Annotated in this window: 18 protein-coding genes and 1 pseudogene; 15 read left to right on the top strand and 4 right to left on the bottom strand. The window is 72.3% G+C overall.

Going from position 1 to position 20,784, the window contains the following annotated elements:
* Positions 1-61 precede the first annotated feature (61 nt).
* Together ACWD5O_RS25860 and ACWD5O_RS25865 are read left to right on the top strand one after the other, a co-directional pair.
* A pseudogene (locus ACWD5O_RS25860) lies at positions 62-2,227 on the top strand (DEAD/DEAH box helicase); the annotation flags it as partial.
* On the top strand, positions 2,224-3,153 hold the full coding sequence (locus tag ACWD5O_RS25865) for an SWIM zinc finger family protein (RefSeq protein ID WP_450086814.1): 930 nt from the start codon (positions 2,224-2,226) through the stop codon (positions 3,151-3,153). The pseudogene ACWD5O_RS25860 and the gene ACWD5O_RS25865, both read left to right, overlap by 4 nt.
* Positions 3,154-3,157: 4 nt before the next feature.
* On the opposite strand, the gene ACWD5O_RS25870 is transcribed toward ACWD5O_RS25865, so the two are convergent.
* The gene (locus ACWD5O_RS25870) at positions 3,158-3,415 is read right to left on the bottom strand and encodes a DUF3040 domain-containing protein (RefSeq protein WP_354965421.1); all 258 of its coding nucleotides are present in this window, start codon (positions 3,413-3,415) and stop codon (positions 3,158-3,160) included.
* Between the two features lie 430 nt (positions 3,416-3,845).
* Here ACWD5O_RS25870 and ACWD5O_RS25875 point away from each other — a divergent pair, with 430 nt between their 5' ends.
* The 5 genes from ACWD5O_RS25875 to ACWD5O_RS25895 are packed head-to-tail and all read left to right on the top strand — an operon-like array spanning position 3,846 to position 10,074.
* Positions 3,846-5,894, top strand: coding sequence for a DUF1800 domain-containing protein (locus tag ACWD5O_RS25875; RefSeq protein ID WP_450086815.1), 2,049 nt, complete (start codon positions 3,846-3,848; stop codon positions 5,892-5,894).
* 8 nt (positions 5,895-5,902) lie between these two features.
* On the top strand, positions 5,903-7,285 hold the full coding sequence (locus tag ACWD5O_RS25880; protein WP_354965419.1) for a DUF1501 domain-containing protein: 1,383 nt from the start codon (positions 5,903-5,905) through the stop codon (positions 7,283-7,285).
* The gene (locus ACWD5O_RS25885) at positions 7,282-8,700 is read left to right on the top strand and encodes a ferredoxin reductase family protein (RefSeq protein ID WP_354965418.1); all 1,419 of its coding nucleotides are present in this window, start codon (positions 7,282-7,284) and stop codon (positions 8,698-8,700) included. The genes ACWD5O_RS25880 and ACWD5O_RS25885 overlap by 4 nt, the downstream gene beginning before the upstream one ends.
* An 11-nt stretch (positions 8,701-8,711) precedes the next feature.
* Positions 8,712-9,302, top strand: coding sequence for an FMN-binding protein (locus ACWD5O_RS25890; protein WP_450086816.1), 591 nt, complete (start codon positions 8,712-8,714; stop codon positions 9,300-9,302).
* A gap of 49 nt (positions 9,303-9,351) precedes the next feature.
* Positions 9,352-10,074: an FAD:protein FMN transferase gene (locus ACWD5O_RS25895; RefSeq protein WP_450086833.1), complete on the top strand. Its 723-nt coding sequence runs from the start codon at positions 9,352-9,354 to the stop codon at positions 10,072-10,074.
* Between the two features lie 263 nt (positions 10,075-10,337).
* Here the strand turns inward: ACWD5O_RS25895 and ACWD5O_RS25900 are convergent, their stop codons facing one another.
* Entirely contained in the window at positions 10,338-11,009 is a 672-nt protein-coding gene (locus tag ACWD5O_RS25900; RefSeq protein WP_354965416.1) for a bifunctional DNA primase/polymerase, read from the bottom strand.
* Positions 11,010-11,257: 248 nt separating this feature from the next.
* On the opposite strand from ACWD5O_RS25900, the gene ACWD5O_RS25905 reads away from it, so the two are divergent.
* From ACWD5O_RS25905 to mctP, 7 genes are all read left to right on the top strand, one after another.
* Positions 11,258-12,487, top strand: coding sequence for a helix-turn-helix domain-containing protein (locus tag ACWD5O_RS25905; protein ID WP_450086817.1), 1,230 nt, complete (start codon positions 11,258-11,260; stop codon positions 12,485-12,487).
* Positions 12,488-12,503: 16 nt separating this feature from the next.
* Positions 12,504-13,076 carry a flavoprotein gene (locus ACWD5O_RS25910; protein WP_354965414.1) on the top strand — a complete coding sequence of 191 codons (573 nt, stop codon included), beginning with the start codon at positions 12,504-12,506 and terminating at the stop codon, positions 13,074-13,076.
* A gap of 163 nt (positions 13,077-13,239) precedes the next feature.
* Positions 13,240-14,076 carry a Nif3-like dinuclear metal center hexameric protein gene (locus tag ACWD5O_RS25915; protein WP_354965646.1) on the top strand — a complete coding sequence of 279 codons (837 nt, stop codon included), beginning with the start codon at positions 13,240-13,242 and terminating at the stop codon, positions 14,074-14,076.
* Positions 14,066-14,803: a zinc ribbon domain-containing protein gene (locus tag ACWD5O_RS25920; RefSeq protein ID WP_354965413.1), complete on the top strand. Its 738-nt coding sequence runs from the start codon at positions 14,066-14,068 to the stop codon at positions 14,801-14,803. Before ACWD5O_RS25915 ends, ACWD5O_RS25920 begins: the two co-directional genes overlap by 11 nt.
* A gap of 3 nt (positions 14,804-14,806) precedes the next feature.
* Entirely contained in the window at positions 14,807-15,964 is a 1,158-nt protein-coding gene (locus ACWD5O_RS25925; protein ID WP_450086818.1) for a bifunctional RNase H/acid phosphatase, read from the top strand.
* 163 nt (positions 15,965-16,127) lie between these two features.
* Entirely contained in the window at positions 16,128-16,370 is a 243-nt protein-coding gene (locus ACWD5O_RS25930) for a DUF3311 domain-containing protein (protein ID WP_354965411.1), read from the top strand.
* Complete coding sequence (gene mctP, locus ACWD5O_RS25935; protein WP_450086819.1) at positions 16,370-18,019, top strand: monocarboxylate uptake permease MctP; 1,650 nt, start codon at positions 16,370-16,372, stop codon at positions 18,017-18,019. Before ACWD5O_RS25930 ends, mctP begins: the two co-directional genes overlap by 1 nt.
* Positions 18,020-18,101: 82 nt before the next feature.
* Here the strand turns inward: mctP and ACWD5O_RS25940 are convergent, their stop codons facing one another.
* Positions 18,102-18,587: a MarR family winged helix-turn-helix transcriptional regulator gene (locus ACWD5O_RS25940; RefSeq protein ID WP_354965409.1), complete on the bottom strand. Its 486-nt coding sequence runs from the start codon at positions 18,585-18,587 to the stop codon at positions 18,102-18,104.
* Positions 18,588-18,641: 54 nt separating this feature from the next.
* Between ACWD5O_RS25940 and ACWD5O_RS25945 the strand changes: the two genes are divergently transcribed.
* Complete coding sequence (locus ACWD5O_RS25945) at positions 18,642-19,874, top strand: MFS transporter (protein ID WP_450086820.1); 1,233 nt, start codon at positions 18,642-18,644, stop codon at positions 19,872-19,874.
* Between the two features lie 25 nt (positions 19,875-19,899).
* Here the strand turns inward: ACWD5O_RS25945 and ACWD5O_RS25950 are convergent, their stop codons facing one another.
* Complete coding sequence (locus ACWD5O_RS25950; RefSeq protein ID WP_450086821.1) at positions 19,900-20,661, bottom strand: sulfite exporter TauE/SafE family protein; 762 nt, start codon at positions 20,659-20,661, stop codon at positions 19,900-19,902.
* Between the last annotated feature and the right edge of the window lie 123 nt (positions 20,662-20,784).

Consider the following 20,784-nt stretch of genomic DNA (forward strand, 5'->3'; position numbering starts at 1 on the left):
CGCGCCGTCGACAGCCGGAGTCGGCCTGGCCGAGGGCGGCCCGGTCGAGGCTGAGCCGGTCGGGGCTGGGCGGTGGCGGCTGGAGTTCGGGTTGCAGGCGGCCGACGAGCCGGGCCTGCACGTCGACGCCGGGCAGGTCTGGCGGGCACCGCAGACGCTCGGCGGCCTGGCCGGTCGTACCGCCAGCCCGCAGGAGACCCTGCTCGCCGAGTTGGGCCGTGCCAGCCGGCTCTGGCCGGACCTCGACGCCGCGCTGCGCACCGCCGCCCCCGAGGCGATGGACCTGGACGTCGAGGGAGCGCACCGGTTCCTCAGCGAGGGCGCCCCGGTGCTGCACGCCGCCGGCTTCGGGGTGCTGCTGCCCTCCTGGTGGCAGCGCCCGTCGGCGCGGCTCGGCGCCCGGCTGCGTGCCCGCAGCCGGACCGCACCCGGCACGGTGGCCGGCGCCGAAGCAGGGGTCGGCCTGGACGCCCTGGTGGACTACCGCTGGGAGGTGGCGCTCGGCGACCAGCCGTTGTCCGCCGAGGAGTTGGCCGCGCTGGCCGAGGTGAAGACCCCGCTGGTGCGCCTGCGCGGCAGGTGGGTGGAGCTGGACCCGGGGCGGCTCGCCGCCGGGCTGCGCCTGCTCCGCTCGGCCGGCGAGCTGACCGTCGCCGACCTGCTCCGCCTCGGGCTGGCCGACGGCGAGGACACCGGAGCGCTGCCGGTGCTGGAGGTGACCGCCGACGGGGCGCTGGGCGACCTGCTCGCCGGTGCGGTCGAGCGACGACTCACCCCGCTGGACCCGCCACCGGGCTTCGAGGGCACGCTGCGGCCGTACCAGCGGCGCGGGTTGGCGTGGCTGGCGTTCCTGCGGTCGCTGGGCCTGGGCGGCGTGCTGGCCGACGACATGGGGCTGGGCAAGACCGTGCAGTTGCTAGCGCTGCTGGCCGGGGACCCGCCGGACGCCGGACCGACCCTGCTGGTCTGCCCGATGTCCCTGGTCGGCAACTGGCAGCGGGAGGCGGCCCGGTTCACCCCGGGGCTGCGGGTGCACGTACACCATGGGGCGGAGCGGGCCCGGGGTGCGGAGTTCACGGCGGCCGCGCACGGTGCGGACCTGGTCCTCACCACCTACTCGGTGGCCGCCCGCGACGCCGTCGATCTGGCCGGCATCGACTGGCACCGGGTGGTGGTGGACGAGGCGCAGGCGATCAAGAACGCCTCGACCCGGCAGGCCGAGGCCGTCCGTGCGCTGCCCGCCCGGCAGCGGGTGGCGGTGACCGGCACGCCGGTCGAGAACCGGCTCGCCGACCTCTGGTCGATCATGCAGTTCACCAATCCGGGCCTGCTCGGCCCGGCCGCGACGTTCCGCAAGCGGTTCGCCGAACCGATCGAGCGGCACGGCGACGCCGAGGCCGCCGAGCGGTTGCGCCGGATCACCGGCCCGTTCGTGCTGCGCCGGCTCAAGACCGACTCGTCGATCATCTCCGACCTGCCCGAGAAGCTGGAGATGGAGGTGCTCTGCAACCTCACCGCCGAGCAGGCCGCCCTGTACCGGGTGGTGGTCGACGACATGCTCGCCCGGATCGAGTCCAGCGACGGCATCGAACGGCGAGGGCTGGTGCTGGCCACCATGACTCGCCTGAAGCAGGTCTGCAACCATCCGGCCCAGCTGCTGCGGGACGGTTCGCCGCTGGAGGGTCGCTCCGGCAAGCTGGCCCGGCTGACCGAGATCCTGGAGGAGGTGCTGGCGGCGGGGGAGCGGGCGCTGCTGTTCACCCAGTACGCCGAGTTCGGCGCGATGCTGCGCGGTCACCTGTCGGCCCGGTTCGGGCGGGAGGTGCTGTTCCTGCACGGTGGGCTCGGCAAGGCCGAGCGGGATGCCATGGTGCAGCGGTTCCAGTCGGCGGACGGGCCACCGCTGTTCGTACTCTCGCTCAAGGCCGGTGGCACCGGGCTCACCCTGACCGCCGCGAACCACGTCGTGCACGTGGACCGGTGGTGGAACCCGGCGGTGGAGGACCAGGCGACCGACCGGGCGTTCCGGATCGGGCAGCGGCGGCGGGTGCAGGTCCGCAAGTTCGTCTGCGCCGGCACGGTGGAGGAGAAGGTGGCGGCGCTGATCGCCGACAAGCGAAGCCTCGCCGAGCGGGTGGTCGGCACCGGCGAGCAGTGGATCACCGAGCTGTCCACCGGGCAGCTGCGCGAGCTGTTCGCCCTGGAGGCCGGGGCGGTGGTGGAGTGAGTACCGACCGGTTCGCCGACTACGGCCGTCCCCGGCGCGTCGACGGCGGCCTGCGGGCGCGCAGCGCCCGGGGAGCGATCGGCCAGTCCTGGTGGTCCCGGCGCTTCCTGGAGGTGCTGGAGTCGTTCGCGCTCGGCACCCGGCTGACCCGGGGTCGGTCGTACGCGCGAGCCGGTCAGGTGCTCCGGCTCGACATCGCGCCCGGGCTGGTCAGCGCCGTGGTGCAGGGCTCCCGGCCGAAGCCGTACCAGGTCTCCATCGCGCTGGCGCCGTTCCCGGCCGCGCTCTGGTCCCGGATCGAGGCGGAGCTGGCGGGGCAGGCGTTCTTCAGCGCCCGGCTGCTCGCCGGGGACCTGCCCGACGAGCTGGAGGAGCTGTTCGTCGCCGCCGGCGCTCCGCTCTTCCCGACCGGCGTCAAGGAGCTGACCCAGCGGTGCAGCTGCCCCGACTTCGCGGTGCCCTGCAAGCACCTTGCGGCCACGTTCTACCTGCTGGCCGAGGCGTTCGACGCGGACCCGTTCGAGCTGCTGCACTGGCGCGGCCGGGCTCGCGCGGAACTGCTCGAGCGGCTCCGGGCCCGACGCGCCGAGGCCACCGGCGCGGAGCTGTCCGGACCGGTCACCACCCCGCCCACGGATGCGGACGACGGGTCCCTTCCGGACCGGGACTTGTCCGTTGTGGACGATGCCGGGACGCCGGCCGGCGCGGCGCGGGCGCTCGCCGGGATGTCGGCGGCCCCGTTGGTCGAGGCGGTGGACCGGTTCTGGTTGCCACCGGTGCCGCTGCCCGACCGCCCGCCCCGGCTGGCGACCGGACCGGATCTGTTGCTGCGCCAGCTCGGCCCGCCAGCGCCGGCCATCGGCGGGCCGGGACTGCTGGAACGACTTCGCCGGGCGTACCGGGCGTTCGGCCCGGCCGGCCGGTGAGCGGTTACGTCCAGCGGCGGCGGAACCGCCACATGATCGCGGCGTTCGCCACCAGCACCACCGCGCAGATCGCGCCGGCCAGCCGGCCGGCGAACACGGTCATCGCTGGCAGCGACGCCCACAGCAGGATGGTCAACAACATCAGGTAGCGGCCTCGGCGGGCCCGAACACGGTGATCCAGTCGGTTGAAGAACGCCGGGTCACTCTCCCGGAGCTGACGGGTGATCTGGTCGAACCTGCGCTGATCCTCTTTGCTGAGCATGGCGCTGCCTTCCCCTCACGCGTTCAGCGGTTCGGCGGCATACCCGCTGTGGCGGCGGCTCACGCTCACCCGTTGCTGCTACTTTCCTCCGCGCGAGGGCACCTCACCTCCGGCTTATCCGAGCCTTAAGTTTGCCTGTGGTGGTGGACGGCGCTGAATGTGCCGCGTACGGCGGCGGGGCCCGTTCCGTACCCGGCTGGCGTGCGTCCGCCCTGCTGGGAAGGTACGGCCCCGGCCCCGGTACGCGGCACGCCGACACCGCGGCGCTGAGCGGTGTCTTAAGTGCCCTCGCGGGGGTCTTCCGCCCACCTTGAAGGCACCTGAGGCCTTGGTTACTTTGCCGTAGCAACCCCCTCAGGCAACAGTCGCCGCACCTGTCGCACCTGCCCGGTCGCAGCTTCCGGCGCTCTTCAGAAATCGGGATTGGTACATGGCCGACCAGAATGTGCCACCACGTCGACCGCGGGACGACCGCGGCTGGGACGGACGCCAGCACCACACCTCGGACGGGTACGACTCGCTCCACCCCCAGGATGGCTACCCGGCTCAGGCCGACCCGCGTGAGCAGTACACCGACGGGTACGGGCAGCCCGCCCCCGCCCCGCGCGGGCCGCAGTGGGTCGGCCCGGAGGGTCTCGGTCGCCCGGCCCTGGCTCGGCCGGCCGGAACCGGACTGCCCACCTTGGACGATGACGACGAGCCCGGCCCCAGGGTTGGTCGCCGCAGGGCCATGGTCGCGCTCGGCGGCACCGCCGCGGTCGTCGCCGGTGGCGCGGCGCTCGCCATGATCCCGCAGTTCCGCGGCCTCTTCGGTGACGACGCGGTGGCCGACGCGACCGGCAGCACCGTCACCGACGGCACCGCGGCCCGGCCCAGCGGTCAGCAGCCCAGCACGGTGCGCACCTACACCGAGCAGAACGAGAGCTACATGGGCTCCCGCGCCGGTGAGGCGCTGAAGAAGAACGCGCCCTCCGGCGGCCGGACGTTCTCCGGCCCGGCCGCCGCCGCGGCGGCGACCAAGGTGACCGTCAAGACCGTGCTGGCCAAGGATCCGATCCTGCACCTGGCCCGCAGGGCCACCTTCGGTGCGACGCCCGCGGTCGTCGCCGACATCAAGAGGCTGGGCATCGACGGCTGGATCCGCGCCCAGCTCGAACCGGACAAGATCGAGCCGAGCAAGGCCGAGCTGAAGCTCGCCGAGCTGCCCACGCAGAAGCTCTCGGTGCAGCAGCTGCGCGACCAGCGGGACAAGCTCAACGAGCAGGGCGCCCAGCCCGAGCGGGAGATGATCGACGCCACCCTCGCCCGGCAGATCTGGTCGAAGCGCCAGCTGTTCGAGGTGATGGTCGACTTCTGGAACGACTTCCTGCACGTCGCCGCGGAATTCGACGGCGGCGAGGTGTACCGCAACTCGTTCGACAAGGACGTGGTGCGGGCGCACGCGCTGGGCAGCTACCCGGAGATGCTGGTCGCCGCGAACAAGCACCCCGCGCTGCTGATCTACCTGAACCAGAAGGACTCCCGCAAGGACGCGATCAACGAGAACCTGGCCCGGGAGAACCTGGAGCTCTACTCGGTCGGCGTGGACGGTGGCTACAAGGAGCCGGACGTGCGCCAGGCGGCCATGCTCCAGACCGGCCGCGGCGTCGAGGACGGCAAGTACGCCTTCAAGCCCGAGCAGCACTACGTCGGCAAGGTGAAGATCCTCGGCTTCACGCACGCCAACAACTCGGCTGACCCGAAGAAGGCCGAAGCGGCGATCGACCGGTACATCACCTACATCGCGCTGCACCCGTCGACCGGGAAGTACGTGGCGCAGAGCCTGGCGACCCGGTTCGTCTCGGACACCCCGCCGAAGTCCCTCGTGGACCGGCTGGCCAAGACGTACAGCACCAACAACGGCCTGATCAAGCCGGTGTTGATGGCCCTGTTCAGCTCCTCTGAGTTCTGGGCGGGGGTCGGCCAGAAGGTACGCCGGCCGATGGAGTACCTGGTCTCCACGTACCGCGTCCTGGGCGTCTCGCCGGACCCGTCGGCGAAGAACGATAACGGCGACAACAAGCGGACCCCGTTCGCCCGCGGCCTGCGGCAGATCCAGGACAAGCTGCGCGAGCTGGGCCAGTACCCGATGGGCCAGCCCACCCCAGACGGCTACCCCGACGTCTACATCGCCTGGACCTCGGCCGGCACCATGGTCAACGGCTGGAACGAGGCCGGCGAGATCCTGGCCGGCTACCGCACCGCCTTCACGTACACGGCGCCGGAGAAGCTGGTCGCCAAGCCGCCGGCCACCGCCGGGGCGTACGTGGACGCGCTGGCCCAGCGGCTGGTGAACCAGAAGCTGAGCGCCCGGGAGAGGAACCTGATCCTCGGCGTGGCCGGCGTGTCGGCGAGCGCCAAGGTCGATGCCACGTTCAACGGGGCCATCACCGCCGTCGCGCGGGCGATCCTCGCGTCCCCTCAGCACCACCTCCGGTGAGGCACCCGATGGAGAAGACTGTGTACAACTCTTTCCCCCTGCACCCCGAATGCCCCGACCTGCGGCGGCTGGCCGACAACCCGGCCGAGGCGCTGCTGCGGGCGGAGGCCGACCTCGTCGCCGCGGAGAACGCCGCCGAGGCCGACCGCTACCGCACCCTGGAGGACCTGGAGGAGGCCCAGCAGGACGGTCGCGGCGTCACTCGACGGACCTTCGTCGCCGGTGCCGCGGCCACCGCCACCGCGCTGGCCACCGCCCAGTTCGTCACCACCTCGGCGTCGTTCGCGGCGACCAAGACCGGCACCCTGATCCACGTCTTCCTCTACGGTGGGCTGGACGGGCTGAGCCTGGTCGCGCCGGACAACGACCCGGTGCTCGCCAAGGCCCGCCCCGACCTGCTGCTCGGCAACGATTCGCTGGCCCTGGGCCGCGGCTTCAAGCTGACCAGCGCGTTCAAGCCGCTGGAGCAGTGGCTCAAGGCCGGCCAGCTGGGCTTCATCCCGGCGGTCTCCGACGAGCGGCTGTCCCGCAGCCACTTCCAGGCCGCGGACGCCTGCAACCTTGGCGGGCTCCCCAACGAGACCGGTGGCCGGGGCTGGCTCGACGGCCTGGTCGACAACCTTGGCAAGGGCACCGCGTTCCGCAGCGTCGGCGTCGGCAGCACGCTGCCCCGCTCGCTGGTCGGCAACAACGGCGCGCTCTCGCTGAACAACGTCGGTTCGCTGCGACTCAACGGCGACGACCGGTTCCGGGCCGCCACCGAGAAGGCCATCAAGGGCCTCTTCACCGGAATCAACCACCCGGTCGAGGAGGCCGTGCAGGAGGGCATGGGCGCGCTGGCCACCGCGCAGAAGCTCGCCGCCAAGCCGTACCAGCCCGCCGCGGGCATCGAGTACCAGGGCATCGGCAACGCGTTCAAGCAGCTTGCCCAGCTGATCAAGGGTGGCGCGAACGTCCGGGTCGCCACGGTCGGGATGGGCGGCTACGACACCCACGAGAACCAGGGCACCCGCGACGGCGGTCAGCTGCACCGCCGGCTGAACGAGCTGGCCAGCGCGATGGCCGCGTTCTTCACCGACCTCGGCCCGCAGGCAGCCGACGTGACGATCATGGTGTCCAGCGAGTTCGGCCGGCGGGTCGGCTCCAACAGCGGCGGCACCGACCACGGGCACGGCGGGGTGGTCACCCTGCTCTCCGGCAAGAAGCTGGCCGGCTCGCTGCTCGGCACCTGGAACGGCCTGGACAAGCTGGATTCCGGTGACGTGCCGGAGTACAACAACATGTTCAACGTCTACGGCGCGGTGGCGCAGGGCCGGTTCGGGCTCACCAACGCGGAGGTGGACAAGGTCTTCCCCCGCCAGAAGTACGCCCCGATGAAGCTGTACGCGTGACGCGTTCGCACACCCACGCCGCCGGCCGCCGTACCGGGACCACGTCCTGGCACGGCGGCCGGTCGGCTGCGCCCGTACCCCCGCAGACCCCGGCCCGGCGCGGCCCCGGCGGCCGGCGGTTGCTGGCCGCGCTGCTCCTGGTCGGCCTGCTCGCCAGCGTGCTGCCGTGGTGGCTGGGCACCCCCGCCGGCTCGCTGCGGACCACCGCGGCGACCCTGACGGCCGCCGGCCGGATCACCGGTTTGGTCGCCGGCTACCTGCTGCTGGTGCAGGTGCTGATGATGAGCCGGCTGCCGGTGCTGGAGCGGTGGATCGGCGGCGAGCAGCTGGCCCGCTGGCACCGTGACATCGGTGCCACCCTGCTCGTCGCCGTGCTGGCGCACGTGTCGCTGACCCTGGTCGGCTACGCGGACCTGCGGAACCAGTCGGTCTTCGCCGAGGTCGGCACGTTGCTCGGCGACTACGAGGACATGGTCTCGGCGTTCGTCGCCGCCGGCATCATGGTGCTGGTCGGGTTCAGCAGCATCCGGGCGATCCGGCGGGCACTGCCCTACGAGCTGTGGCACCTGCTGCACCTGTCCAGCTACCTGGTGCTGCTGCTCGGCTACGCGCACCAGTTCACCCACGGCGCGCAGCTCTACAAGCCCGGGCCGGTACGCACCGGCTGGATCGCGCTCTACCTGCTGGTGGTCGCCGCCCTGCTGTGGGGCCGGGTGATCGCGCCGCTGGCGTTCAACCTGCGGTACCGGCTGCGGGTCGCCGACGTGGTCGCGGAGAGCCCCGACACGATCTCCATCTACCTCACCGGTGAGCGGCTGGACCGGCTGGCGGTGCTCGGCGGACAGTACTTCCGCTGGCGCTTCCTCACCCGGGGCTGCTGGTGGCAGTCGCACCCGTTCTCCGTCTCCGCCGCGGCCAACGGCCGCTGGCTGCGGCTCACCGTCAAGGTGGTCGGCACGCACACGGCCGACCTGCGCGACCTGGACCCGGGCACCCGGGTCTGGGCGGAGGGTCCGTCGGGCACCTTCACCGCCGCGCACCGGGTCCGCGACCGAGCACTGCTGATCGCCGGCGGCAGCGGCATCACGCCGATCCGGGCCATGCTGGAGGAGTTGCCGCCGGGCGCGGCGCTGATCTACCGGGCCCGTACCCCGGCCAACGTGCTCCTGAGCCGGGAGCTGGACTGGCTGGCCCAGGCCCGGGAGACCTCGATCTGGTACGTCATCGGCTCCCGCGACGACCCCGGCCCCCGCCAGCTGATGAGCCCCGACGGGCTGCGCCAACTGGTGCCCGACGTGGCCCGACGCGACGTCTACCTCTGCGGGCCGCCCGGGCTCGTCGAGCAGTCGGTGCGCGCGCTGCGCCGGGCCGGCGTGCCCCGCCGGCAGATCCACCTGGCCACCTTCGAGTTGTAGGAAGGCATCGCATGCGTCGCGCGTTCCTCGCGATCACCGGTCTGGCAGCCAGCACCACCGCGCTGGTGGTCCTCAAGGGCTCGCCGGGCACCACCCAGGTCGCCCAGGACCTGCCGGCCGCCCAGCCGGTCAACCCCACCCCGCAGGGTGCGGACCCGAGCGTCGCCCCGGCGGGCGTGGCCCTGAAGCCGTCGGTGAGCGCCGACGCGCCCTCCTCACCCAGGCCGAGCAGGAGCGGCAGCACCGCGCGCCCGCCCGGCACCCGCACCACCACGAAGGCTCCGACCACGCCGCGGACCACCACCAAGGCGCCGCAGCCGACCACCCGCCGGGTCACCGGGCCGGGCGTGGACAACGAGTACGGGTACGTGCAGGTGCAGATCGTGGTCTCCGGCAACCGCATCGTCGAGGCCATCTCGCTGTCCCTGCCCAGCGGGGGTGAGTCCGACATCCACAGCGGCGACGTCCGGGACCGGTACAACGGCACCGGCGGCGAGGTGGTGCAGAAGCAGAGCGCCAACCTGAACACCGTCTCCGGCGCCACCGAGACCAGCAACTCCTACAAGCAGTCGCTGCGGGGCGCGATCGAGCAGGCGTTCTGACGTGCCGGCGGCGATGACCCGACCCGGGCTGTGCCGGGTCGAGCAGATCATGGGTACGGCGATCACCCTGGATCTCGCCGACGACCTACCGCCGGCGACCCTGCACGAGCTGGCCGATCAGGTCTTCACCTGGATGCGCGAGGTGGACGCCCGGTTCAGCACGTACCGGGCGGACAGCGAGGTGTGCCGCTTCGACCGGGGTGAGGTGCTGCTCTCCGAGGCGTCGGAGGACCTGCGGTTCGTGCTGGAGGCCTGCGCCGACCTGTGGGGCGTCACCGACGGGTTCTTCGACGCGTACGCCACCGGCGGGCTCGACCCGTCCGGGTTCGTCAAGGGCTGGGCGGCGCAGGTCGCCTCGGACCGGCTGCTCGCAGCCGGCGCGGCGAACCACTGCGTGAACGCCGGCGGCGACGTGCGGGTGCGTGGCCACTCCCCGTCGGGGGAGCCGTGGCGGATCGGCATCCGACACCCGTGGGACGCGATGGCGACCTGCCTGGTGCTCACCGGGACCGATCTGGCCGTGGCCACCTCCGGTGTCTACGAGCGCGGCCGGCACGTGCTGGACCCGCGCCGGGGCGCTCCAGCCGGTGGGCTGCGCTCGGTGACGGTGGTCGGCACCGACCTGGGGGTGGCCGACGCGTACGCGACCGCGGCCCTGGCCATGGGGGTCACCGGCATCGGCTGGCTGGACCGCCTCGCCGACCACACCCACGCCGTCATCACCGACGACGCGTACCAGTTCCTCTCCGCCAACCTGCCCCTGACGGACTAGCGGAGCGGGCGGTGGGTGCCGGCGGGGCGGGTGCCGGTGGGGCGGGGCCGACCGGGGCGCGAGCCGGACGGGCGAGTGCCGGCCCAGCGGTGCCGCGGGTGGCTGCGGCGGGGCGGTTCGGTGCCGCCGGGATGAGACGCTCTGTCGTCCGTGGACATCATTCCCCCGCTCGTGGCGCGCGTTCGCGCCGTCCTCCTGTCAACGAGGACCGGCACCCCGGCGACGCTGTCGGCGACGGGATCGAATTGGCTGCCGGGGCGCGTTCACATGCCTCGCCGGGGCAGCGGCAGGTGACCGGGGAGCAGGTCGGGGGTGAGTGTCACACCGGTGGCGCGCAGCGCCTCGATCAACGTGTTCTGCACCAGGTAGGAGTCCGGGAGCTGCCAGCGGGCCTGCTCCGGGGCGACCGCCCAACGGACCGTCCCCTCCGGCAGCCGGGTGGGCGGCGCCGGGATCCACGAGCCCGGCCCGTGCCGGACCACGTGGAAGCAGTGCTCCAGCTCCGGCCGGAGCGGATCACCGGGGCGGACGAGGAACATCCAGCGGCCGGTGGGGGTGACCAGCACCGGCCCGCGTACGCCGGTGCCGGCCGGGTGGATCTGCACCGCGTCGAGCACGCGTCGGCCGAGGTGGGCCGGCACCTCCAACACGTCGAAGGCCCGACCGGTGGGCAGCAGCAGGCCGTGCGGGCGGCTCCGCCACCAGGTGGCCACCCGGGCCGGGTCGGCGCTGGCCGCCAGCTCCCAGTTCTCCAGCGCCGGGTGGCAGCCCACGGTGGGGCAGCCGGCCCGGCCGCAGACGAACCGGCTGCGGGCCAGACACGCCCCCGGGGTCACCTCCCACCCGTGCGCGGCGTACCGCACGGCGACCCGGCGCAGCCGGACCCGTTCCAACGGCGACAGTTCGGCGACGCGCGGTCCGACGTTCCCCCACATGTGTGCCATCTCCCCTCATCGGGCCCGGCGAACGCCAGGTCGCAGTTCGAGCACCGTCACTGCCGTAACCCACGATCGTTGAGGTTGACGAACGGCTCGTGCAACTTGCACGAAAAGTACGAGGATTGGCTGTACGGCTGACGCACTGGCTGTGCGACCAGCGAAAACCTGAAGATGAACGAGGTTCGCCGCACCCGCGGACATCGCCCGGACCCGATGGCCGGGGCGTCAGGGGGAGGGATGGGCAGATGGACGAGCTACCCATAGGGCGGCGAGTGGCCTACTGGCGGGGGCGACGCAAGATGTCGCAGCAGGTCTTCGCGGACCGATTGGGCAAGTCGAAGAGCTGGGTGGACAAGGTCGAGCGCGGCGTCCGTCGGTTGGACAAGTTCTCGGTCCTCTACGAGATCGCCGACATCCTCCAGGCGGACGTGCAGCTGCTGATGGGCAAGGACCCGGAGCGGCGGACCGACGCGTTGAACTGCATCGATCAGGTCGAGGTGCAGGAGATCAGGGCCGCGCTGGAGCGGTACGACTCGATGAGCGCGTACTTCGACGCGGCACCGTACCCACCCCCGCTGGACGACATGCGCAAGGCCGTCAGCCACGCCTGGCTCACCTACCAGTACGGCCGCTACGGGATGCTCACCCGGGCGCTGCCGAAGCTGCTGCGGGACGCTCAGGCGGCCGACGCCGGCTACGGCGGCGAGCAGGCCCCGGAGGCGGCGCACCTGCTCGGGCAGGTCTACCAGATCGCCTCCTCCGTGCTGCGCAAGCTCGGCGAGTGCGAGCTGGCCTGGCTGGCCGCGGACCGCTCGATGGCGGTGGCCCAGCGGGCCGACGACCCGCTGCTGGCCGGCATCGCCACCACCCGGGTGTGCAACGCGCTGGTCGCGATGGGGCGTGCCCGTCCGGCGCTGGAGCTGAACGTCCAGATCGCCAACCGGCTCGCACCCGGTGGCGGCAACGAGGTGTCCCCGGCCCGGCTCTCCGTCTACGGCATGCTGCTGCTCCAGGGCGCGATGGCCGCCTCCCGGATCGGTGACTCGGCGACCGTCGACGACCTCATCAACGGCGCCGAGGAGGCGGCCACGCTGCTCGGCGGCGACCACAACCACTACTGGACCTCGTTCGGCCCGACCAACGTGGAGCTGCACCGGGCCGCGGCCGCGGTGGAGCTGGGCGACGGGGGGCGGGCGGTGGAGGTGCACCAGCTGCGCATCGTGGAGCCCTCCTTCAACGCGTTGCTGCCCGAGCGCCGGGCGCACCACCTGCTCGACATCGCCCGCGGTTTCGCCCAGGTCGGCGACGTGGCGAACGCTGGCGAGATGCTGCTGCGCGGCGACCGGCTCGCCCCGTCGGAGATCCGCTGCCGGCCGATCGCGCACGAGGTGATGTCGGACATCCTGCGTCGCACACGTGGTGCGCCGCCTTCTCCGGTAGCGGAGTTGGCTGAGCACATGGGAGTAGGGGTATGAGCGCGGAGCCGGTTTGATGGCCGGTTCACAGCGCACCAGCGGGCACCGCGAGGTGCTCTATGTCATCGCCTGCGGTTCGCCGCTGGCCCGGCACGTCGGCCGCCTGGTCGACCTGGCCCAGCAGGACGGCTGGGAGGTCTGCGTGGTCGCCACGCCGGACGGCGCCAAGTTCGTCGACAGGTCCGCCCTGATCCGGCAGACGGGTCACCCGGTGCGGACGCACTACAAGAACCCCGGCGACCCGGACGTGCTGCCGCCAGCCGACGCCATGATCGTCTGCCCGGCCACCGTGAACACGGTCAACAAGTGGGCCGCCGGGATCGCCGACACCCTCGCGCTCGGCCTGCTGGTCGAGGCGCAGGGCAAGGGCGTCCCCATCGTGGCGGTGCCGTACACCAACGCCGCGATGGCCGCCCACCCGGCGTTCCGGGCCGGCCTGGCCCGGCTGGCCGAATGGGGGGTCACGGTGCTCTTCGGCGATCACGTGGTCGCCCTGCACCCGCCGGGAACGGGCGAGCAGCACCTGCACGCGTTTCCCTGGCAGATGCCGCTGGCCGCACTGCTCGCCGGCTCCAGCCGCGCCGCCTGACCGCCGGGCGGGCACGTCCGGCTCGCCGCCGGATCGTCGGGCGGACGTGTCCGGCTCGCCGCTCGGCCGGCGCGGCCGGGCCGGGCATCGCCGCCCTGCGGCCCGCGCGACGGTAAGCTGGCCCGCCGTGAGCGTATGCGGATCCACCCCCACGGTGACCGACGTGGTGGCCGAGCTGGAACGGCGCTACCCGCCGGTCTGGGCGGAGGAGTGGGACCGGGTGGGTCTGGTGCTCGGCGAGCCGACGGCCCCGGTCCACCGGGTGCTCTGCGTGGTCGACGTGGTGCCCGAGACGGTCGCCGAGGCGCTGGCTGCCGGCGTCGACATGATCGTCGCGCACCACCCGCTGCTGCTGCGCGGGGTCTCCTCGGTCGCTCCGACGACGTTCAAGGGGCGGATCGTCCATCAGCTGATCCGGGCCGGGGTGGCGCTCTACGTGGCCCACACCAACGCCGACGTGGCCTCCCCGGGTGTCTCCGACGCCCTCGCTGCCCGGTTCGGGTTGACCGGGCTGCGCCCGCTGCACCGGCCCGCGCCCGGGTCGCCCGCGTACGGCGACGAGCGGGGTATCGGCCGGATCGGCGAGCTGCCCCGCCCGATGACCCTCGCCGAGCTGACCCGGCACGCCGCCGCGGTGCTCCCCGTCACGTCGTGGGGAGTTCGCGCCGCGGGGGATCCCGGGCGTATGGTTCGTACCCTCGCCGTCAGCGGCGGGTCGGGGGACAGCTTCCTCGGCGCCGCGACCGCCGCCGGGGTGGACGCGTACCTCACCGCCGACCTGCGGCACCACCCGGCCGGCGAGCACCTCGCCGCCGATGGTCCCGCCCTGATCGACGCCGCCCACTGGGCGACGGAACGACCGTGGCTGGACGACCTGGCCGCCCTCCTGCGGGAGGCGCCGGGCGTCGAGACGCTGGTGTCCGACCTGGACACCGACCCGTGGACCGTGCACGCCGCCGCACCCGTTGTGGACGACAAGGAGCCCGACCGTGAAGGCTGACCCCCAGGTGCAGCGCCGCCTGCTCGACCTCCAGGCGATCGACACCAACCTCGCCCAGCTCGCCCACCGCCGGCGTTCGCTGCCCGAGCGGGCGGAGCTGGAGGCGCTGGCCCGGGAGCTGTCGTCGCTGGAGGACGAGCGGGTCCGCGCCCAGGTGGCGGTCGACGACCTGGACCGGGACATCGCCCGACTGGAGAAGGACGTCGACCAGGTCCGGGCCCGCAAGGAGAAGGACCAGAACCGGCTGGCTGCCGGCACCGGGCCGGCCCGGGAGCTGGAGGCGCTCCAGCACGAGCTGGTCTCGCTGAACCGGCGCCAGGGCGACCTGGAGGACGCCGAGCTGGAGTTGATGGAGCAGCGGGAGACCGCGCAGGGCGTGCTGGACGGCGTGGAGCAGCGGCTGGCCGAGACCCGGGAGAAGCGGGCCGCCACCGAGCAGCGCCGGGACGAGGCGCTGGCCGAGATCGCCAAGGACGAGGAGTTCAAGCGGGGGGCCCGTCAGCCACTGGCCGCCGACCTCCCGAGCGAGCTGGTCACCCTCTACGACAAGATCCGCCAGGACACCGGGCTGGGTGCGGCGCTGCTCACCGCGGGCCGCTGCGGCGGCTGCCGGTTGGAGCTCTCCGGCGCCGACCTGGCCCGGATCCGCAAGGCCGCCCCGGACGACGTGGTCCGCTGCGAGGACTGCCGGCGGATCATGGTCCGCACCAACGAGTCGGGCCTGTAGGTCGTGGCGCCGCGCGTGGTCGTCGTCGAGGCCGACGGCGGGTCCCGGGGCAACCCGGGCCCGGCCGGCTACGGCGCGCTGGTGCGCGATCCGGGGACCGGCGAGGTGCTCGCCGAGCGTTCCGAGTCGATCGGTACGGCGACCAACAACGTCGCCGAGTACCAGGGCCTGATCGCGGGGCTGACGGCCGCCGCCGAGCTGGGCGCTGCCGAGGTGGACGTCCGGATGGACTCCAAGCTGGTGGTCGAGCAGATGTGCGGCCGGTGGCAGATCAAGCACCCCGGCCTGCGACCGCTCGCCGCCCAGGCGGCCGGCCTGGTGGGCCGGTTCGCGGCGGTCCGGTTCGCCTGGATCCCCCGCGAGCAGAACCGGCACGCCGACGCGCTGGCCAACGCCGCGATGGACGCCGCCGCCGGGCGACCCGCGGCGACGCGGACCACCGCCGCGCTGGACGCCACCGTCGGCCGGCCCGCGGCGACGACCACCGGCAGCGACCCGGCGACCGCGCCGGCCTCCTGGGAGCCGCGACCGAGCTTCACCGCCACCCGGCTGATCCTGGTCCGGCACGGCGAGACCGCTTACACCGAGCAGCGGCGCTACTCCGGCCGGGGCGACGTGCCGCTCTCCGAGCGCGGCCGGGCCCAGGTCCGTGCCACCGCCACCCGGGTGGCCGCGCTGGCCCCGTCCGTCGCGGCCGTGCTCAGCTCCCCGCTGTCCCGGTGTACGCAGACCGCGGCGGCGATCGCCGGGGCGCTCGGCGACGTCCCGATACGCACCGAGGACGACCTGATCGAGTGCGACTTCGGGGACTGGGAGGGGCGCACCTTCACCGAGGTGCGCGCGCAATGGCCGGGGGAGATGGACGCCTGGCTCGCCTCACCCCGGATCGCCCCGCCAGGTGGTGAGTCGTTCACCCAGGTGGCCGAGCGCTGCCACCGGGTGGTCGCCGGGCTGATCAAGGCGTACCCCGGGGAGACCGTGGTGGTCGTCTCGCACGTCTCGCCGATCAAGCTGGTGCTGCGGGACGCGCTCGCGGCCAGCGACGGCTTCCTGCACCGGCTCTTCCTGGACGCGGCCGGCATCTCGGTGCTCGACATGTGGCCCGACGGCGGCGTCGCGGTGCGCACGGTCAACGACACCGCCCACCTCTCCGCCGGCTGATCCGGCCGGACCTGCTCGCCCGTCGGCCCGACCGGTCGCGCCGTTCGGCGCATGCCGTCGGCCGCTCGGCGCAGCACCCTTCGCGCAGCGCGCGTGACAGCGGTCACAGAGTCGTAGCCTCCGGCCGTTACATCGCGAGCCATTCTTCCCGGAGGTGTGTCACATGGCTGCACCGGAACCGGAGGCGCCCACCACGGCGCCGCCCAGGGCGAAGGACCACAGCCCCTGGAACTGGTTGCTTTTCATCCCCATCGTGGTGCCGCTGATCCCGGCCTTCTTCAACGGCGACTCTCCCCGAATCTTCGGGTTCCCGCGTTACTACTGGCTGCAACTCGCCTGGATCCTGCTCGGCGTGGCCACCACGACGCTGGTCTACCAGATGACGAAGAAGCGGGGTGAGCACTGATGTGGCGGGACCATCTCACCGAGATCATCGTCTTCTCCCTGCTCTTCCTACTGGTCAGCGGGATGGGCTTCGTGGCCGCCCGGTGGCGTGCCCCGAAGGACATGGCCCACCTCGACGAGTGGGGGCTGGGCGGGCGCAGCTTCGGCGGCTGGATCACCTGGTTCCTGGTCGGCGGTGACCTCTACACCGCGTACACCTTCGTGGCGGTGCCGGCGCTGATGTTCGGGGCCGGCGCGGCCGGGTTCTTCGCGGTGCCGTACACCATCGTGATCTACCCGCTGGTCTTCCTGGTGCTGGTCCGGCTCTGGTCGGTGTCGCACCGGCACGGGTTCGTCACGCCGGCCGACTTCGTCCGCAACCGGTTCGACTCGCCGGTGCTGGCGCTGTTGATCGCGATCACCGGCATCGTGGCCACCATGCCGTACATCGCGTTGCAGTTGGTCGGCATCGAGGCGGTCCTCAAGACGATGGGGGTGACCGGCGACAACGCGCTGGCCCGGCACCTGCCGATCATCATCGCGTTCGCCATCCTGGCGGCTTACACCTACCAGTCGGGGCTGCGCGCGCCGGCGCTGATCGCGTTCGTCAAGGACACGTTGATCTACATCGTGATCCTGGTGGCGATCGTCTACCTGCCGTACAAGCTGGGCGGCTGGGGTGACATCTTCGCCGCCGCGGACGCGAAGTTCGACGCCTCACCAAACCCGAACGACGGGATCCTGCTCAACGGCAACAACCAGCTCCAGTACGTCACCCTGGCGTTCGGCTCGGCGCTGGCGCTCTTCCTCTACCCGCACAGCATCACCGGCGTGCTGGCGAGCAGGAACCGCGACGTGATCAAGCGGAACATGTCGGCGCTGCCCGCGTACAGCCTGCTGCTCGGGCTGATCGCGCTGCTCGGCTACATGGCGATCGCGGCCGGCGTGAAACCGCTGCCGGGTGCGTCGGAAGGCAGCGTGGACAACAACACCATCGTGCCGCTGCTCTTCGACCAGCAGTTCCCGGACTGGTTCGCGGGCGTGGCGTACGCGGCGATCGGCATCGGCGCGCTGGTGCCGGCGGCGATCATGTCGATCGCGGCGGCGAACCTGTTCACCCGCAACGTCTACAAGGAGTACCTGAAGCGGGACGCCTCCCCGGCCCAGGAGGCCAACGTCTCGAAGATCACCTCGCTGGTGGTGAAGGTTGGCGCGGTGGCCTGCATCGTCTTCCTGGACCCGCAGTTCTCCATCGACCTTCAGCTGATCGGTGGCGTGATCATCCTGCAGACGCTGCCGGCGGTGGCGCTGGGTCTTTACACCCGCTGGTTCCACCGCACCGGGCTCATCGTCGGCTGGGCGGCCGGCATGGGGCTGGGCATGTGGATGCTCTACCAGGTGGCGAGCCCCACCCGGAAGCACTTCGGTGGCTCGGCGTTCCCGCTCTCGGAGTTCGGGTTCGACACCACCAAGACGATCTACGTGGGCATCGTGGCGGTGCTGGTGAACCTGGCGGTCGCGGCGCTGGTGACGCTGGCCGTGCGCGCCGCCAAGGTGGCCGAGGGGGTCGACGGCACCACGCCGGACGACTACTTCGCCGACGAGGGTGACCCTCGGGTCACCCCCGGCACCGAGCGCGACGCCGACTCCGCCCGGGAGCCGGTCGCCTGACGTCCCCGTTAAAGGAAGGGCCCCTTGTTAACGCCAGGCGTTAACAAGGGGCCCTTCCTTTCAATGCGTGCGGCGCGGCGGCTCAGCGGGGGCGGTTGCGCGCTTCCAGGGCCTCGTTGAGGCGGCGCAGCAGCACCGCGAGGGTCTCCCGGTCCTCGGCGGGCCAGTCGCCGAGCATGTCGCCGTAGAGCCGGGTCCGCGCGGCCCGGACCGCGGCCATCCGTTGCAGGCCGGTGGCGGTGGGGGAGATGACGGTGCCCCGGCCGTCGGACGGGTCCGGGGTACGGGTGATCAGGCCGTCGCGCTGTAGCGCGGACACCTGCCGGGTCACGGTCGAGCCGTCCAGGTTGAGTCGGGCGGCGAGCGCGGAGACGTTCTGCGGGCCGGCGGTGTCCAGATGACGCAGGATCACGTACGCCGCCCGGTCGAGCACCCGGTGCTCGGCGGTGCCGGTGGCCCGTCGGGTCGCCTCGCCGAAGCGCATCAGCAGGGCCACCTCGGTCTCGATCCGGCCCAGGGTGACCTCGTCGGTCTCGGCCTCGGCGTCCCGGTAGGGGTCATCGCTCATAGCTGTATGATACAAGATAAGTACCTGTATTATACAGCTAATTGAGGAGTCGGAGTGGATCGGCGTTCCGAACCGAACCGCAGTGCCATCTACGCCACCACACTGGTGGCCTTCCTCGCGATCGCCGGCATCGCCGTCGTCGACCCGATCCTGCCGGCCATCGGCGATGCGATCGGGGTCACCGCCTGGCAGGTCGAGCTGCTGTTCACCGCGTACATCGCGGTGATGGCCCTCGGCATGATCCCGGCGACCCTGGCCAGCGGCCGGTTCGGCTTCAAGCCGGTGCTGATCGCCGGAGTCTCCGTGGTCGGCCTGGCCGCGATCCTCGCCTCGTTCAGCGACAACATCGTGCAGCTGTCCGTGCTGCGCGGCGTCTGGGGGCTGGGCAACGCGATGTTCTTCGCCACCGCCATGGTGGTGCTGGTCAACCTCGCCGTCGACCGGGAATGGGTGGTCGGCCTCTTCGAGACCGCCCTCGGCCTCGGCTTCGCCGTCGGCCCGCTGATCGGCGGCCTCCTCGGCGAGGTGAGCTGGCGACTGCCGTTCTTCGTCTGCGGCGTGTTCATGGTCCTCGCCCTCGGCGTGGCCGCCCGCAAGCTGCGCGAGCCGACCAACCGGCAGGCCCCGGTGCGCGTCGGTCAGATCTTCGCCACCTACCGCCGTCCCGCGTTCATCGCGCTCTGCGTGGTGACCGGCACGTACAACTTCGTGTTCTTCGTGGTGCTCGGCTACACACCGCTCTTCCTGGGCCTGGACATCATCCCGCTGGGGCTGGCGTTCACCGGCTGGGGACTCGGCCTGGCCACCGGCATCCTGCTGATCGGCCACCGCCTGGCCCACCGGATCGGCGCGGTGCAGACCGTCGGCGTGGCCATCGCCGGGCTGCTGGTCTGCATGGTCCTCTTCGCCACCTCCACCAGCACCACCGAGGCGCTCGTCGTGCTGGTGCTCGCCGGGCTCTGCATGGGGCTGGCCAACGCCAACCTCACCGACCTGGCGCTGGGCCTCGGCTCCAGCGACCGCCGGGTGGCCACCGGCGCCTTCAACCTGGTCCGCTGGGGCGCCGCCGCGCCCGCGCCGATCATCTCCGGCAAGCTCGCCGAGCACTCGCTGTCGCTGCCGTTCTGGGTCGGCTTCGGGGTGCTCACCGTCGGCGTGCTGGTCTACCTGGCCTTCGCGCACGTGATGGCCGCCGGCTACGGCGAGCGGGTGCTCTGGTCCCGGTGGAACCGGTCCGCCGCCGACACCGAGCACGCCACGGAGGAGCCGGTCGGCGAGGCGTACTGACCGCGGGTCCCCGCCGCCGCCGGTGTCAGCTCAGGGCGCGCCAGAGCAGGTAGAGCCCGATCACCGTGCCGAACACCACGATGATCGTCTTGAGCAGCACCGGCGGCAGTCGGCGGACCAGCCGGGCGCCGACGTACCCGCCGATCAGCGTGGCCGGGGCGACCACCGCGACGGCGGCCCAGTTCACCGGCCCGAACAGGGAGAACACCACCAGCGTGGTGAACCCCACCACCGCGGAGAGCAGATTCTTGATCGCGCTCACCCGGGCCAGCGTCGCGTCCAGCACCAGCGCCAGCCCGGCGACCAGCATCACGCCGAGCGCCGCACCGAAGTACCCGCCGTACACCGCACCGAGCCCGACCATCGTCTGCACCGCGATCGTCCTCTGGCGCGGCGACATGTCCCGCGGGTGACCGACCAGCCGGCGCAGCGGGTCCTGGAAGGCGAGCACGGCGGTCGCGCCGAGCACCAGGAACGGCACGACCACCTCGAACGCGCGGGCAGGGGTGGCCAGCAACAGCAGCGCCCCGAGAATGGTGCCGACGATCGTGGTGGGCACCAGCGTGGCCAGCGCCCGCCCGCGCGGAAGGTCCGCGCGACTGCCCGCCACGCTGGCCAGGTACCCGGGGAACACGGCGACGGAGTTGCTGACGTTCGCCGGCACCGGGGGCAGCCCGACCGCGATCATCGCTGGAAAGGTGATCAGCGAACCGCCACCGGCCACCGCGTTGACCGTGCCCGCGGCGAGACCGGCGGCGAGCAGCAGCGCGGCGTGGGAGAGATCCATAGCCCCACGAGGCTAGACCCCGCCCGCTCGGGCGGGAACGCCGGACTCCCGCCCGATGAACGCCGCCACCGCCCCTGAGCTGCGCGATCTTGATCAGGCGGGGCGGCAATACCGGTGGGCCGC

Source organism: Micromonospora sp. NPDC005161 (genome assembly GCF_053599855.1).

Coding starts and splice junctions, on each gene's coding strand:
- ACWD5O_RS25870 (WP_354965421.1), bottom strand. CDS start 3,415: ATGCTCAGCAAAGAGGATCAGCGCAGGTTCGACCAGATCACCCGTCAG.
- ACWD5O_RS25875 (WP_450086815.1), top strand. CDS start 3,846: ATGGCCGACCAGAATGTGCCACCACGTCGACCGCGGGACGACCGCGGC.
- ACWD5O_RS25880 (WP_354965419.1), top strand. CDS start 5,903: ATGGAGAAGACTGTGTACAACTCTTTCCCCCTGCACCCCGAATGCCCC.
- ACWD5O_RS25890 (WP_450086816.1), top strand. CDS start 8,712: ATGCGTCGCGCGTTCCTCGCGATCACCGGTCTGGCAGCCAGCACCACC.
- ACWD5O_RS25895 (WP_450086833.1), top strand. CDS start 9,352: ATGGGTACGGCGATCACCCTGGATCTCGCCGACGACCTACCGCCGGCG.
- ACWD5O_RS25900 (WP_354965416.1), bottom strand. CDS start 11,009: ATGTGGGGGAACGTCGGACCGCGCGTCGCCGAACTGTCGCCGTTGGAA.
- ACWD5O_RS25905 (WP_450086817.1), top strand. CDS start 11,258: ATGGACGAGCTACCCATAGGGCGGCGAGTGGCCTACTGGCGGGGGCGA.
- ACWD5O_RS25910 (WP_354965414.1), top strand. CDS start 12,504: ATGGCCGGTTCACAGCGCACCAGCGGGCACCGCGAGGTGCTCTATGTC.
- ACWD5O_RS25930 (WP_354965411.1), top strand. CDS start 16,128: ATGGCTGCACCGGAACCGGAGGCGCCCACCACGGCGCCGCCCAGGGCG.
- mctP (WP_450086819.1), top strand. CDS start 16,370: ATGTGGCGGGACCATCTCACCGAGATCATCGTCTTCTCCCTGCTCTTC.
- ACWD5O_RS25940 (WP_354965409.1), bottom strand. CDS start 18,587: ATGAGCGATGACCCCTACCGGGACGCCGAGGCCGAGACCGACGAGGTC.
- ACWD5O_RS25950 (WP_450086821.1), bottom strand. CDS start 20,661: ATGGATCTCTCCCACGCCGCGCTGCTGCTCGCCGCCGGTCTCGCCGCG.